The following is a 13,587-nucleotide window of genomic DNA, read 5'->3' on the forward strand; positions in this document are numbered from 1 at the left end:
GCTTAGGCATGATACTGCACCCCGGGGTTCGTTTCCGGGCCGCGCGCCGCCGCCGGGGGCGCGGGGGGCGTTAACGCCGTTAACGGCGTTAACGCCCGGAGGGGGCGCCCGGTGGCGCCTTCAGGGGACGCCCGGAGGACGCCGTCACCGCCGGAAGCGGTCGATCGCCCCCAGGTGCCGGGCGCGCAGCTCGTGGTCCCGGACGCCCAGGCCCTCCTCCGGGGCCAGCGCCAGGACGCCGACCTTGCCGTGGTGCAGGTTGCGGTGGACGTCGTACGCGGCCTGGCCGGTCTGGTCCAGCGGGTAGACCTTCGACAGGGTGGGGTGGATCTTCCCCTTGGCGACCAGGCGGTTCGCCTCCCAGGCCTCCCGGTAGTTCGCGAAGTGCGAGCCGATGATCCGCTTCAGCGACATCCACAGGTAGCGGTTGTCGTACTCGTGGCGGAACCCCGAGGTGGAGGCGCAGGTGACGACCGTGCCGCCCTTGCGGGCCACGTACACGCTCGCGCCGAAGGTCTCCCGGCCCGGGTGCTCGAAGACGATGTCCACGTCCTCCCCGCCGGTCAGCTCGCGGATCCTCGAACCGAAGCGCTTCCACTCGCGCGGGTCCTGCGTCTCCTCGTCCTTCCAGAACCGGTAGCTCTCCGCGTCCCGGTCGATCACAGCCTCCGCGCCCATGGCCCGGCAGATCGCCGCCTTCTCCGGGGAGGACACCACGCAGACCGGGTTGGCCCCGCCGGCCAGCGCCAGCTGCGTCGCGTACGAGCCGAGACCGCCGCTGGCCCCCCAGATCAGGACGTTGTCGCCCTGCTTCATGCCGGCGCCGTTGCGCGAGACCAGCTGGCGGTAGGCCGTGGAGTTCACCAGGCCCGGCGAGGCGGCCTCCTCCCAGGTCAGGTGCTCCGGCTTGGGCATCAGCTGGTTGGACTTGACGAGCGCGAGCTCCGCCAGACCGCCGAAGTTGGTCTCGAAGCCCCAGATCCGCTGCTCCGGGTCGAGCATCGTGTCCCCGTGCCCCTCCGCGGACTCCAGCTCCACCGACAGGCAGTGCGCCACCACCCGGTCGCCCGCCTTCCAGCGGTTGACGCCCGGACCGGTGCGCAGCACCACGCCCGCCAGGTCCGAACCCAGCACGTGGTACGGGAGGTCGTGGCGGCGGGTGAGCTCCGAGAGCCGGCCGTAGCGCTCCAGGAACCCGAACGTCGGCAGCGGCTCGAAGATCGAGCTCCACACGGTGTTGTAGTTGATCGCGCTCGCCATGACCGCGACCAGCGCCTCGCCGGGACCCGGCTCCGGCGTCGGCACCTCCTGGAGGTGCAGGGACTTGCGCGGGTCCTTCTCCGCCGAGGCCATCCCCGCGAACATGTCCGTCTCATCCCGGCGGACCACGTTGCCCCGGTACGACTCCGGGAGCGCGAGCGCCCCGAAGTCCTCCGGCCGGGTGTCCTCGGAGAGCAGTGCCTCGACGATCTCGTCCACGTGACTTCCCTTGCGACGGAGGGCTCAGGCGGCGCCGGACGTGCGGGTCTGACGACGCGCGTGCAGGAAGGCTCGGCCCCCGGGTTCGAGACCGGCCGGAGGAACGCTCGAAGGAGACCGGGTCGAGTCCCCTTCGAAGCGCCCTCAACCGGAGGTGCGGACCGTGATGCGTCGGGATCAGGGAACAGGGATCAGGGATCCAGGGGTCAGCCCGATCAGGAGGACGCGCCGTGCCGATCTACCGCCTCAGCCGCCCGCAACGGACCCGCCGCAGGGAACTGCCGCTCGACGGACTGCTGCGCCGGGCCGCCGAACGCGACCCCGCCGCCTGCGCCGTCCGCACCCCCCACGGCCTGTGGACCTACGCCGGACTCGACGCGCGGGCCGACCGGTTCGCCGCCTACCTCGAGGACGCCCTCGGCCGGCGCGGGGCCCGCGTCGGCATCGCCAACACCCTCGACGCGGAGTTCGCCGCCGCCTACTACGGCACCATCCGCAGCGGCAACACCGTCGTCCTCCTCAACCCCCTGATCCGGGCGGCCGGACTGCGCCGGGTGTGCGAGCTGGCCGACGTCGAGATCGCCTTCCTGCCCACCGCCGCCGCCGAGCAGCTCGTCAAGACCGCCGACCGGCTGCCCCTGCTGCGCGAGATCATCGTCACCGACGCACCCGACGGGATCGTCCCCGCCGACGCCCTCCCGCTGTCCGTCGTCCTCGACCGCGCCCCGCAGGACGGCCCGCGCCCGGACCCGCCCCTCGACCCGGACGCCGTGGTGTGCGTGCAGTTCACCACCGGCACGACCGGCCGGCCCAAGGGCGTCCGGCTGACCCACCGCAACCTGCTCGCCAACGCCGCCCAGACGGCCGCCGCCCACCGGCTCGACTCCGGCTCCGTCACCCTCAACCACCTGCCGCTCTACCAGCCGATGCACCTCAACTCTGCCGTCCTCGCGGGCGCCTGCCAGGTGCTGTGCCCCGCCCCGCGCCCGGCCGCCGCCCTCGCCCTGGCCGCCCGGACCGGCGCCACCCACCTCTACTCGCTGCCCGCCCGGCTCCACCAGCTCGCCGCCGACCTGCGCCACGCCGAGCTGCCCGGCGCCGGGCAGCTGCCCGGCTTCCCGCTCCCCGCCCGGCCCGCCCTCGACCGGCTCACCGCCGTCCTCTCCGGCGGCAGCGCCCTCGCCCCCGCCGACGCCCGGCTGCTCTCGGAGCGGCTCGGCGTCCCCGTCCTCCAGGGCTACGGCCTGGTCGAACTCGCCCCGCTCACCCACTCCCAGCGCCCCGGCGAGGACGTCTCCGGCACCGGCTCCGTGGGCACCCCCGTCCCCGGCACCGCCTGCCGCGTCGTCCGCCCCGGCACGGGCGTCCCGCTCCCGCCCGGCGAGACCGGCGAGGTGCAGCTGAGCGGACCCCAGCTGATGGCCGGCTACCTCGGCGAGAGCGGGCCGCCCGCCGGGGAGGACGGCTGGTTCTCCACCCGCGACGTCGGCCGCATCGGCCCGGACGGGGAGCTGTACCTCGTCGACCGGCTCGACGACGTCTTCATCCCCTGGCCAACATCCCCGACGCCGGCCTCAAGGGCATCAACTCCGACCTCGCGTTCCAGGGCGACTACGCCTACGCGGGGAACTACGACGGCTTCACGATCTACGACATCGCCGACCCCAAGACCCCGAAGATCGTCACCCAGGTGCTCTGCCCAGGCGGGCAGAACGACGTCTCGGTCTCCGGCGACCTGCTCTTCCTCTCCACCGACTCCTCCCGCAGCGACGACTCCTGCAACAGCGTCTCGCAGCCCGCCACGGAGAAGTCCTCGTGGGAGGGGATCAAGATCTTCGACATCAAGGACAAGAAGAACCCCAAGTACATCAAGTCCGTCGAGACGGCCTGCGGGTCCCACACCCACACCCTGGTGCCCGGCGGCCGCGACATCTACCTCTACGTCTCCTCGTACTCGCCCAGCGAGGCCTTCCCCGACTGCCAGCCCCCGCACGACGGCATCTCCGTGGTCAAGGTCCCGAAGAAGGACCCGACCAGGGCCGCGGTCGTCGGCTTCCCGGTGCTCTTCCCGGACGGGGGCAACCCCGGCGCGCCCGCCAACCCGGGGGTCTCCAAGACCACCGGCTGCCACGACATCACCGTGCTGCCCTCCGAGGACCTCGCCGCCGGCGCCTGCATGGGCGACGGGATCCTCTTCGACATCAGCGAGCCCGAGCAGCCGAGGGTCATCGACCGGGTCCAGGACAACGTGAACTTCGCGTTCTGGCACTCGGCCACCTTCAACGAGCGCGCGGACAAGGTGGTGTTCACCGACGAGCTCGGCGGTGGCGGCGCCGCCACCTGCAACGAGGCCACCGGCCCCAACCGGGGCGCCGACGGGATCTACGACATCACCGGCCGCGGCGACCAGCGCAAACTGGTCTTCCGGGGCTACTACAAGATCCCGCGCCACCAGGCCGACACCGAGAACTGCGTGGCCCACAACGGCTCGCTGGTCCCGGTCGGCGACGGCCGCGACATCATGGTCCAGGCCTGGTACCAGGGCGGGGTCTCGGTCTGGGACTTCACCGACTCGGCGAAGCCGAAGGAGATCGGCTACTTCGAGCGCGGCCCGCTGACCACCGACCGGCTCGGCCTGGGCGGCTCCTGGTCGGCGTACTACTACAACGGGCACGTCTACTCGAACGACATCGCCAAGGGCCTCGACGTCCTCAGGATCGACGACCGGCGCACCGACCCCGCCAAACGGGTCCGGATGGACCGGCTCAACGTCCAGACCCAGCCCGAGTACCACTGACCCGGCCCGCCGCCTCAGGGAGGAAACGTTCCGCCGGGCGGTCCGCCGTCCGGCGGGAACCCCCGCTCCCACTCCAGCCCGTACCGCTGGAACAGCTCGGCCCGCAGCCGTGACGCCGGCATCGGCGCCCCCGGCAGCAGGACCGCGACCACCGCCCCCATCAGCAGCGCCCGCAGCATCGGGTAGTCGGTGTCCACGTCCGCCGAGCCGTACCGGACGACGGTGTCCCGGAGCAGGTGCGCCAGCCGCTGCTGCTCCGGGCACTGGATGAACCCCTCCGCCTGGAGGATCCCGGCCATGTGGGTCCGCATCAGCCGGGGCTGGTCGCGGGCCAGCCCCAGGACGGCGTCGACCGCCCGGGCCAGCCGCTCCCGGCCGTCGCCGGTGCGCGGCTCGCGCTCCAGGGCCTCGTCCAGGGTCAGGTGCATCAGCCGGTGCACCGCCGACTGGAGCAGCTGGCGTTTGCCGGGGAAGTAGTACGAGACGAGGCCGCGGGCGGCCCCGGCCCGGTCGGCGATGTCGCCGAGCTTGGTGGCCTCGTAGCCGCGTTCGGCAACCAGTTCGACCGTAGCCTGCAGCAGCCGCTCCCGGGAACGTCTGCGCAATTCTTCATTGACCGATGCGCTGCGCGGGGACATGCTTACTCCTGCGTTGACTGGCTTCGAGCCAATATACTCAGCGCGAAGCCGTCTGCCCGGGGCGACGCGGGGGATCGCCCCGGGCAGGCACGCACACCGGCCGGGCCGGGCGGGATCCGGAAGAGACGGCCTACGCCAGTGCGCTCAGGCCCGGTACGAAGGCCACCACCAGCGGGACCGCCGGCAGCAGGGTGGCCAGCGCCGTGAGCCTCAGCCGGCGTCCGGCCGACAGCCGGGGCGTGGCCGACAGCAGCCGCCGTACCCGCTCGGGCACGTGCGCCTGCGCGGAGGCGGGGCCGAAGACGCCCCGGTCCTCGTTCAGCCCGACCAGCGCCAGCGCGACCGTCAGCCGCCCGTAGCGGCGCGAGGCCACGTCGTCGGCGGCCAGTTCCACCAGCCGGTCCATCTCCGCCTCGAACGCCGCGAACACCGGCACCTGCGGGAAGCTCCGCGACAGCGCCCGCGAGCAGTGCAGCAGCCAGTCGTGCCGGGCCGCCACATGACCCTGCTCGTGCGCCAGCACCGCGTCCAGCTGGCTGCCCTTGAGCCGGCCCAGCGCCGCCGTCGTCACCACCAGCCGGGGCGCCGGGCCCGGCTGCCACCAGGCCTCCGGACGCGGGCCCTCCAGCACCACCAGCCGCGCCGACGCCGGGTCCTCCCCGGGCAGCAGCGGGGCGCGCAGCCGCAGTTCGGCGCCCCGGGCCCGCCGCCGGGCCCGCGCCCGCAGCACCTCCCGCGTCAGCATCGCCCCGGTCCACAGCCCGCCGCAGGCCAGCGCGAGGGCGGTGCCGGCGGCCCAGTGCCCGCCCTCCGGGCCCAGCCCGTACGCGTCCACCACCCCGTGCGGGGCCGCCGCGAACAGCCGCCCCCGCACCGCCTGCCAGGCGGCCGCCGCGCTCAGCAGCATCGACAGCCCCAGGCACAGCAGCGTCGCGCCCACCACGCACTGCCAGACCCACAGCGCGACCACGGGTTCCCGCTCGGGCCAACGGGCGCGGGCCAGCAGTCGCGGCGCGAGGAACGCGGTCAGTGCGCCGAGCAGCAGAAGGGCGGCGGGGACCATCATGTCCGCCAGCCTATGAGCGCCGGACTACCTACGGGTAGGGCGGCGGGCATTGGTGACGCAGGACACGTTCCCGTGCGGGGCGGGCCCCCGCGGCTCCCGGTCCGGCGGCCCGTCACATGCTCAGCAGCATCGCCAACATCCCCGTCCCCATGGCCAGTCGGCAGGCCCGTACGAGCTCCCCGGCCCCTCCGTCCCCGCCGCCCCCCGGGCCCGCGACGCCCGCCGGGACGGACGGCGCTCCGCCGGCCGTCACCAGCCGCGCCCCGCCCAGCAGCACGTACCCGGCGTAGTAGAGGAGCAGCGCCCCGGTCACGGCCGGCAGTCCCTCCCGGCCGTGACCGTGCCCGGCGGTCATCGCCAGCGCCATGTACGCCATCGCCAGCGTGCCGACCAGGTGGTGGGCGTGGTGCAGCCCGCCGCGCAGCAGCCACAGGGCGTGCGCCGAGGCCCCGCAGCAGACGGCGAGGAGGATCTGCGGACCCCACGGCCCGGTCCCCGAGGGCACGGCCATCGCCGCCATCCCGAACCCCATCACCGCCTCGCCGACGGCCATGCCCCGCGCCCGGCGGTCCGCTCTGCGCGCCCGCAGCAGGCAGTACGCGCCGCTCACGGCGCAGAGCAGGACCAGCAGCCAGGAGGAGACGGCGGAGGGGGAGAGGGGCATCGTGGATCCGTGCACGGCGGAACCTCCCGGTTCGTCGGCGTCACGGGAAGGGATGCCCTGCTCACACCCCCTTCACGCGGGACCGGGTTAGGCTCTCTGCGAGCCCCGCGGCATGTCATATGCCGCTGATCCGTCGCCGTGGCCCGCGGCGATCCGCCGCCGCACCGAACGGAGCGTCCGATGTCCACCGCCCAGCCCGCCGCCCTGAGCTTCCGCAGCGCCGTGGAGGAGGACGTACCGGCCCTGGTGGCCCTCGTCGAGTCCGCCTACCGCGGAGACGCCAGCCGGGCCGGCTGGACGACGGAGGCCGACTACCTGGACGGCCAGCGCACGGACCCGAACGGGGTCGCGGCGATCATCGCCGACCCGGACAGCACGCTCCTCGTCGTCGAGCGCGCCGGCGAGCTCGTCGCCTGCTGCCAGCTCGAACACCGCGGCGACCACGCCTACTTCGGCATGTTCGCCGTCCGCCCCGGGCTCCAGGGCGGCGGCCTCGGCAAGGAGGTCATGGCCGAGGCCGAACGCCGTGCCCGCGAGGACTGGAAGGTCGCGGAGATGCGGATGACCGTGGTCAACGTACGGGAGGAGCTCATCGCCTACTACGTGCGCCGCGGCTACCGGCGCACGGGCGAGCTGAGCCCCTTCCCCTACGGTGACGAGCGCTTCGGCATCCCGCTCCGCGACGACCTGGCCTTCGAGCTGCTGGTCAAGGCGCTCTGACGGCCGGTACGGCGGCCGCCGGAGCGCGCCGGGAGCGGCTCAGGCCGTGAACCGGCCGGTGCTGCGGACCTCCGGGAAGTCCGTCGCGGCGCCGTCCAGTTGGAGGGCGCGCGCCAGCCGCAGCCGGTCCAGGCTGTTGACCGTCCAGCCCGTCACCCGCAGCCCGGCCCCGTGCGCCGCCTCCACCAGCTCCAGGCTGAGGCGGCGGACGTCGACCGCGACGGTGGCGGCTCCCGCGGACCGGGCGAGCGCCACCAGTTCGGCGGGGTCCGCGCCCGGGCGCTCCACGCGCAGCGCCGCCCGGATCCCGGGAACCCGCCGGGCGATGCCGGCCAGCAGCAGGGGGTCGCCCGAGGCCACCTCCACCCGCGTGGCCAGGTCCCCGCGCGCGAGCAGCTCCGCGAGCGCCCCGGCGGCGGCCGGATCCTGCACCGACACCTGGAGCGGGACCCGGACGGCGTCCAGGACCTCCTCCAGGACCGGCACCCGTTCACCCTGGCCGGCATCCAGTTCGCGCAGCTCGGCGAGGGTCAGGTCGGCGACGGCGCCCGCGCCGTCCGTGGTGCGGTCCACCTCGGCGTCGTGCAGGACGACGAGGGCGCCGTCCTTGCTGAGGCGTACGTCCAGCGCGATGACGTCCATCCCGCAGCGTTCCGCCCGGATGAACGACCGAAGGGTGTTCTCCGGTTCCACACCCATGACCCCGCGGTGACCGATGGTGAGGAAAGTCAAGGTTCTCTCGCTTCCGTCGACGGCGGCTCCCGGCGCGGTCGCGGTGTCCCGACCGGCCGCGCCCGGTGAGGACGCATGCTAGTGCGGACCGCGCGCGTTGGGACCGGGCGTGCGGGGGCTCGCGGAAGCCGTCCGCCCGCTTCCCGCCCGGGCCGTGGGTCCCGGCGCGGGTCCGGGAGGCCCCGTCGCGTCACCCGGGGGTGGGCGCGTCCCCCGGAGCTTGACGCCCCGCCTCCGGGCCCGGGCCCGCCGCGCGCCGCCCGGCCTCCGCCAGGTCGGCCAGCAGGGCCTCGCCCAGCTCCAGTTCGGCCAGGTGCTGCCGCTCGCTCCAGCGCAGGGCGAGGGCGGGGAAGGCCCACTCCGGCACGTCCGCCGCGTGCGCCATGGCCTCCCGTACGGCGTCCAGTTCGGCCCGGGTTCGCTCCAGGTGCTCGGTGACCATGGCGCGCAGCAGCTCCGGCTCCGAGAGGTGCCCGAGCCAGATCCGCAGCAGCAGCCCGTGCTTGAGCACCGGCGGCCCCGCCTCGGCGGTGTCCGCCGCCCAGCCGGCCAGGGCCCCGCGGCCCGCCTCCGTGATGGTGTAGCGGCGCTTGGCGCGGGCCTCCTCCGGCCCCGAGCGCGCGGAGGCGGCGTACCCGAGCTCCTCCAGCCGTCGCAGTTCGGCGTAGATCTGGCTGATGGCGGGCGACCAGTAGAAGAAGCGGAGGGAGGAGTCCGCCCACTTCTTCAGCTCGTAGCCGGTGCGCTCGCCGGGGAACGACAGCAGGCCCAGGACCGCCCACGCGGTCGGCGGAAGGTCTTGCTTCTTCGCGATATGACTACTAGTCATATTTCTAATCGAAGCAAGACCGGGCACGGGACGCATCTCTGGAGGCATCGTGAAATTCTCCGTGATCTTCGAGGCTCAACTGGCCGACCCCACCGTGGAGCGGGAGCACCAGGTCATCCGCGACTGCGTCGAGCAGGCGGTGTACGCCGAACGCATGGGATTCGACCGGATCTGGGCCGTCGAGCACCACTCGCTGAAGTGGTATGCCCACATGAGCGCACCGGAGGTCTTCCTGAGCTACGTCGCGGCCAGGACGAACACCATACGCATCGGGCACGGAGTCGTGTGCATGCCCTTCGGCTTCAACCACCCGGTGCGGGTGGCCGAACGCGCCGCGATGCTCGACCTGCTGTCCGGCGGCCGCGTGGACCTGGGCGCCGGGCGCGGCGGCACGCTCCAGGAGACCTCCCTGTGCGGGGTCGACCGGGACCGCACCGAGGCGGAGGTGGAGGAGGCCCTGCGGATCATCGGCCGGGCCTGGCGGGAGGAGGAGCTGGAGTACCACGGCGAGCTGATCGACATCGACCCGCACCCGATCCTGCCGCGTCCGGCGCAGACCCCGCACCCGCCGCTCTTCCTCGCGTGCAGCCGCGCCGAGACCCTGGTGAAGGCCGCCGAGCTGGGCATCGGAGCCCTGGTCATGGGCTTCGCCGGACCGGAGTCCATCGCGGGCATGCGGGCCGTCTACGACGCGGCGCGCGCGGAGCGCGACGGCAGCCGGTTCGTGTCCTCCGCCGTCAACGACCACTTCTCCGTGCTCTGCCCGACCATCGTGCTCGACGACCCCGAGGAGGCCCGCCGGATCGGCATCCGGGGGCAGCGGTTCTTCGCCCAGTCCATCGGGCACTGGTACGGCGGCGCCGGCGTCCCGGACGAGGCGGTCACGGCGGGCGTGGACGAGGCGGCGGAGCTGCGCCGGGCCGCCGAGCAGGTGGTGGCCCGGCTGCACGAACAGGACATCCCCGTCCGGCCGACCGCCACGGCCACCTTCCACGCGGACCACGCCTACGGGAGCGCCGACGAGGCCATCGCGTACGTGGAACGGCTTCGGCGGGCGGGCGCGGACGAGGTGATGTGCCTGGTCCAGATGGGCACCGTGCCGCAGGAGGCCTGCCTGGAGACCCTGCGCCAATGGGGCGAGAAGGTCATCCCGCACTTCCGGGGAGGGGTGAACGAGGGCTCCGCCGATTAGGCCGGACGCCGCGCCGTCACTAGGCGGAGTGGTGGATTCCACCGTGAGTAACGGGAAGACTTTCGGTGGAGTGGGGGGTAACACAGAAAAATTTCCTGAGTTTCCTCTTGAGCGGGAGAGCCTCGCATGCATACGCTGTCTTAACGCGAGGTTCTCCTGTGGAGGAAGTGACATGACGGAAACTCTTGTGCCGGGCATCGGCGGGGCCGTGATAACCGCCGGGGCGCGGGTGGTGGACCACCCGGCGTGGCCCGCGCTCAAGGCCGCCGTGGAGGAGATCCGCCCCTGGCAGGCCAAGGACGGCTCGATCGACTTCGAGGCCGAGGGCGCTCCCGCCCGGGTCGAGGCCGAGGCCGTCGTCGAGCGCGTCGTGGCCGGCGTGGAGACCCTGTCCCCGCTGCTGCCGCACGCCGCCGACTACCACCGCGCGCTCGTCGCCGACCTGCGCAAGTGGGCCGCGGACGGCTTCGCGGTGCCCGACTTCCTCGACTCCCTGCTGGCCTTCCACCCGGCCGCGCAGCGCGAGGACGGCCTCCAGCACCTCGTCGTCTTCCCGATGTACACCCAGAACGGCAACCTCGACCGCAACCTCGAGGCCGTCGTCCTGAAGATGGTGTGGCCCGACTGGCTCTCCGAGCTGGAGCGCACCCGGTACGACAACCCGCTGTTCCTCGGCATCACCTTCGAGGACTTCACCCCGGGCTACGACACCAACTCCGCCGTGCTCTTCCCGGAGACCATCGCCGTCCGCGAGGCCCCCGAGCGCTTCACCTGGGGCGGCATCTTCTGCGACCGCGAGGCCGCCCGCTACCGCAAGGTCACCGAGGCCGCCGTCGACATCCTGGGCATCGAGCTGCCCGAGGACATCGCCCGCATGGTCGAGGACCAGGAGCGCTGCGAGAAGGCCTTCGTCCTGTGGGACATGGTCCACGACCGCACCCACAGCCACGGCGACCTGCCGTTCGACCCCTTCATGATCAAGCAGCGCCAGCCGTTCTGGATGTACGGCCTGGAGGAGCTGCGCTGCGACCTCACCGCCTTCAAGGAGGCCGTGAAGCTGGAGTCCGAGGGCAACGAGCACGGCCGCGACGTGCAGTACGCCGTCCTCTTCGACCGGATGTTCCGCTTCCCGGTCTCCGGCGACCGCAACCGCAACTACGACGGCCTCGGCGGCCAGCTGCTCTTCGCCTACCTCCACAAGCACGACGTCGTGCGCTGGACGGACAACAAGCTGAAGATCGACTGGATGCGCGCCCCGCAGGTCACCAACCAGCTGTGCGCCGAGATCGAGGACCTGTACCGCGCGGGCATCGACCGCCCGAAGCTGGTCCACTGGTTCAAGGCCTACGAGCTCGTCTCCACCTACCTGGCCCCGCACCCGGGCTCCAAGTGGGCCAAGGGTCCCGACGCCCTCGACATGACGCAGCCGCCGCGCAAGCTCGTGGACGACGTGCTTCCGGACGAGTTTCCGCTCAGCATGTTCTACGAGGCCCTCGCCAAGAAGCTCAAGGGCGTGATCGCCTCGACCAAGGGCATCACCCCGCAGAACGCCGACGACGCCTCGCGGAACGCCGCGTGAGCACTCGCCCTCAGGAGGCTGCACCGATGAACGGCTCCGGGAACGGCCCGCTCCACGGAGCGGTGGTGGCGGTGGCCGGGGCCGGCGGCCCCGCCGGCCGCGCCGCGCTGATGCGCCTCGCCGAGGCGGGCGCCACCGTCGTGGCGTCCGACGCCGACGCGGCGCGCCTCGCGGAGTCCGTCGACGCCGCCCGCTACGCCCACGGGGGTGCCACCGTCACCGGTGACACCGTCGACCTGCTCGACCTGGAGGCCGCCAAGGCCTGGGCCGAGCGCACCGAGAAGGAGTTCGGCCGCGTCGACGGCCTGGTCCACCTCGTCGGCGGCTGGCGCGGCAGCAAGACCTTCACGGACGTGGACCTCGCCGACTGGGAGCTCCTGGAGAAGCTCCTGATCCGCACGGTCCAGCACACTTCGCTCGCCTTCCACGACGCGCTGCTGCGCAGCGACCGCGGACGCTACGTCCTGATCAGCCAGTCCGGCGCGCACAAGCCGGTCGCCAACAACGCCGCGTACAACGCGGGCAAGGCGGCCGCCGAGGCGTGGACCCTGGCCATGGCGGACTCGTTCCGCAAGGCCGGGGGCGAGGACGGGCCGGCCGCCGCGGCTACGATCCTGGTGATCAAGGCACTGGTGCACGACGCGATGCGCGCCGAGCGCCCCAATGCGAAGTTCGCGGGCTTCACCGACGTCAAGGAGCTGGCCGAGGCCATCGCCGGCGTGTGGGAGCGGCCCGCCTCCGATGTGAACGGACAGCGTCTGTGGCTCACTCCGCAACCGTGAGAACCGAGAACGGCAGGACCGACGCCCGCCGCCACCACGACCCGGCCGTGCGCGGTTTCGCCAGCGACAACTACGCCGGGGTCCACCCCGAGGTGCTCGCGGCCATCGCCCTCGCCAACGAAGGCCACCAGGTCTCCTACGGCGAGGACGACTACACCGAGCACCTCCAGAAGGTGTTCCGCAGCCACTTCGGTCCGTACGCCGAAGCCTTCCCGGTCTTCAACGGCACGGGCGCCAACGTCGTCGCCCTCCAGGCCATGACCGACCGGTGGGGCGCGGTGATCTGCGCCAAGAGCGCCCACATCAACGTGGACGAGGGCGGCGCGCCCGAGCGGATGGCCGGCATCAAGCTGCTGGCCGTGCCCACCCCGGACGGGAAGCTCACCCCCGAGCTGATCGACCAGGAGGCCTGGGGCTTCGAGGACGAGCACCGGGCGATGCCCCAGGTCGTCTCGATCACCCAGAACACCGAGCTCGGCACGGTCTACACCCCGGACGAGATCAGGGCGATCTGCGAGCACGCCCACTCCCTGGGCATGAAGGTGCACCTCGACGGCGCCCGCATAGCCAACGCCGCGGCCTCGCTCGACGTGCCGATGCGGACCTTCACCAACACGGTGGGGGTGGACGTGCTGTCCTACGGCGGCACCAAGAACGGCATGATGTTCGGCGAGGCCGTGGTGGTGCTCAACCCGGACGCGGTCCGGCAGATGAAGCACATCCGCAAGATGTCGATGCAGCTCGCGTCGAAGATGCGCTTCGTCTCGGTGCAGCTCGAAGCGCTGCTCGCCAAGGACCTGTGGCTGCGCAACGCCCGCCACGGCAACGCGATGGCCCAGCGGCTCGCCGCGGGCGTCCGCGGGGTCGACGGGGTGGAGATCCTCTACCCGGTGCAGGCGAACGCGGTGTTCGCGCGGCTGCCGCACGAGGTGACGCGCAGGCTCCAGGAGCGCTACCGCTTCTACTTCTGGGACGAGGCCGCCGGCGACGTCCGCTGGATGTGCAGCTTCGACACCCGCGAGGAGGACGTCGACGGCTTCCTTCAGGCGCTGAAGGAGGAGCTGGCCCGGTAGGAGCCTCTCCGCGAGAATTGAATATTTATGCCTCCG

The 13,587-nt window shown here is 72.6% G+C and carries 12 protein-coding genes and 1 pseudogene; 7 read left to right on the forward strand and 6 right to left on the reverse strand.

Going from position 1 to position 13,587, the window contains the following annotated elements; all coding sequences use genetic code 11:
• Positions 1-144: 144 nt before the first annotated feature.
• Entirely contained in the window at positions 145-1,479 is a 1,335-nt protein-coding gene (ccrA, locus tag AB0O29_RS19475; RefSeq protein ID WP_365153152.1) for a crotonyl-CoA carboxylase/reductase, read from the reverse strand.
• A 230-nt stretch (positions 1,480-1,709) separates the two neighbouring features.
• Here ccrA and AB0O29_RS19480 point away from each other — a divergent pair.
• Both AB0O29_RS19480 and AB0O29_RS19485 read left to right on the forward strand, forming a co-directional pair.
• A pseudogene (locus AB0O29_RS19480) lies at positions 1,710-2,852 on the forward strand (AMP-binding protein); the annotation flags it as partial.
• 92 nt (positions 2,853-2,944) lie between these two features.
• Complete coding sequence (locus AB0O29_RS19485; RefSeq protein ID WP_365153185.1) at positions 2,945-4,276, forward strand: hypothetical protein; 1,332 nt, start codon at positions 2,945-2,947, stop codon at positions 4,274-4,276.
• Positions 4,277-4,290: 14 nt separating this feature from the next.
• Here AB0O29_RS19485 and AB0O29_RS19490 read toward each other — a convergent pair whose 3' ends face one another.
• From AB0O29_RS19490 to AB0O29_RS19500, 3 genes are all read right to left on the reverse strand, one after another.
• A complete protein-coding gene (locus AB0O29_RS19490) occupies positions 4,291-4,914 on the reverse strand; it encodes a helix-turn-helix domain-containing protein (protein WP_365153153.1) in 624 nt (207 codons plus the stop codon).
• A gap of 130 nt (positions 4,915-5,044) precedes the next feature.
• Entirely contained in the window at positions 5,045-5,980 is a 936-nt protein-coding gene (locus AB0O29_RS19495) for a M56 family metallopeptidase (protein WP_365153154.1), read from the reverse strand.
• 112 nt (positions 5,981-6,092) lie between these two features.
• A complete protein-coding gene (locus AB0O29_RS19500) occupies positions 6,093-6,644 on the reverse strand; it encodes a DUF5134 domain-containing protein (RefSeq protein ID WP_365153186.1) in 552 nt (183 codons plus the stop codon).
• A 180-nt stretch (positions 6,645-6,824) separates the two neighbouring features.
• Between AB0O29_RS19500 and AB0O29_RS19505 the strand changes: the two genes are divergently transcribed.
• Positions 6,825-7,364, forward strand: coding sequence for a GNAT family N-acetyltransferase (locus AB0O29_RS19505; protein ID WP_365153155.1), 540 nt, complete (start codon positions 6,825-6,827; stop codon positions 7,362-7,364).
• Positions 7,365-7,403: 39 nt separating this feature from the next.
• Here the strand turns inward: AB0O29_RS19505 and AB0O29_RS19510 are convergent, their stop codons facing one another.
• Positions 7,404-8,096 carry a glycerophosphodiester phosphodiesterase family protein gene (locus AB0O29_RS19510; protein WP_365153156.1) on the reverse strand — a complete coding sequence of 231 codons (693 nt, stop codon included), beginning with the start codon at positions 8,094-8,096 and terminating at the stop codon, positions 7,404-7,406.
• Between the two features lie 190 nt (positions 8,097-8,286).
• Positions 8,287-8,925, reverse strand: coding sequence for a PadR family transcriptional regulator (locus tag AB0O29_RS19515; protein WP_365153157.1), 639 nt, complete (start codon positions 8,923-8,925; stop codon positions 8,287-8,289).
• A gap of 49 nt (positions 8,926-8,974) precedes the next feature.
• Between AB0O29_RS19515 and AB0O29_RS19520 the strand changes: the two genes are divergently transcribed.
• From AB0O29_RS19520 to AB0O29_RS19535, 4 genes are all read left to right on the forward strand, one after another.
• Positions 8,975-10,117, forward strand: coding sequence for an LLM class flavin-dependent oxidoreductase (locus tag AB0O29_RS19520; RefSeq protein WP_365153158.1), 1,143 nt, complete (start codon positions 8,975-8,977; stop codon positions 10,115-10,117).
• Between the two features lie 172 nt (positions 10,118-10,289).
• Positions 10,290-11,696, forward strand: coding sequence for a DUF6421 family protein (locus tag AB0O29_RS19525; protein WP_365153159.1), 1,407 nt, complete (start codon positions 10,290-10,292; stop codon positions 11,694-11,696).
• Between the two features lie 26 nt (positions 11,697-11,722).
• A complete protein-coding gene (locus AB0O29_RS19530) occupies positions 11,723-12,478 on the forward strand; it encodes an SDR family oxidoreductase (RefSeq protein ID WP_365153160.1) in 756 nt (251 codons plus the stop codon).
• Positions 12,475-13,551, forward strand: a complete 1,077-nt coding sequence (locus AB0O29_RS19535; protein WP_365153161.1) for a low specificity L-threonine aldolase — start codon at positions 12,475-12,477, stop codon at positions 13,549-13,551. Before AB0O29_RS19530 ends, AB0O29_RS19535 begins: the two co-directional genes overlap by 4 nt.
• Positions 13,552-13,587: the final 36 nt, after the last annotated feature.

This window comes from Streptomyces sp. NPDC089915, from assembly GCF_040684675.1.
Classification (GTDB): Bacteria; Actinomycetota; Actinomycetes; order Streptomycetales; family Streptomycetaceae; genus Streptomyces.

Bases quoted from the DNA above. Each gene is read 5' to 3' on its own strand.
- AB0O29_RS19515 (WP_365153157.1), bottom strand. From the start codon at position 8,925: ATGACTAGTAGTCATATCGCGAAGAAGCAAGACCTTCCGCCGACCGCG.
- AB0O29_RS19495 (WP_365153154.1), bottom strand. From the start codon at position 5,980: ATGATGGTCCCCGCCGCCCTTCTGCTGCTCGGCGCACTGACCGCGTTC.
- AB0O29_RS19505 (WP_365153155.1), top strand. From the start codon at position 6,825: ATGTCCACCGCCCAGCCCGCCGCCCTGAGCTTCCGCAGCGCCGTGGAG.
- AB0O29_RS19525 (WP_365153159.1), top strand. From the start codon at position 10,290: ATGACGGAAACTCTTGTGCCGGGCATCGGCGGGGCCGTGATAACCGCC.
- AB0O29_RS19530 (WP_365153160.1), top strand. From the start codon at position 11,723: ATGAACGGCTCCGGGAACGGCCCGCTCCACGGAGCGGTGGTGGCGGTG.
- AB0O29_RS19500 (WP_365153186.1), bottom strand. From the start codon at position 6,644: ATGCCCCTCTCCCCCTCCGCCGTCTCCTCCTGGCTGCTGGTCCTGCTC.
- AB0O29_RS19490 (WP_365153153.1), bottom strand. From the start codon at position 4,914: ATGTCCCCGCGCAGCGCATCGGTCAATGAAGAATTGCGCAGACGTTCC.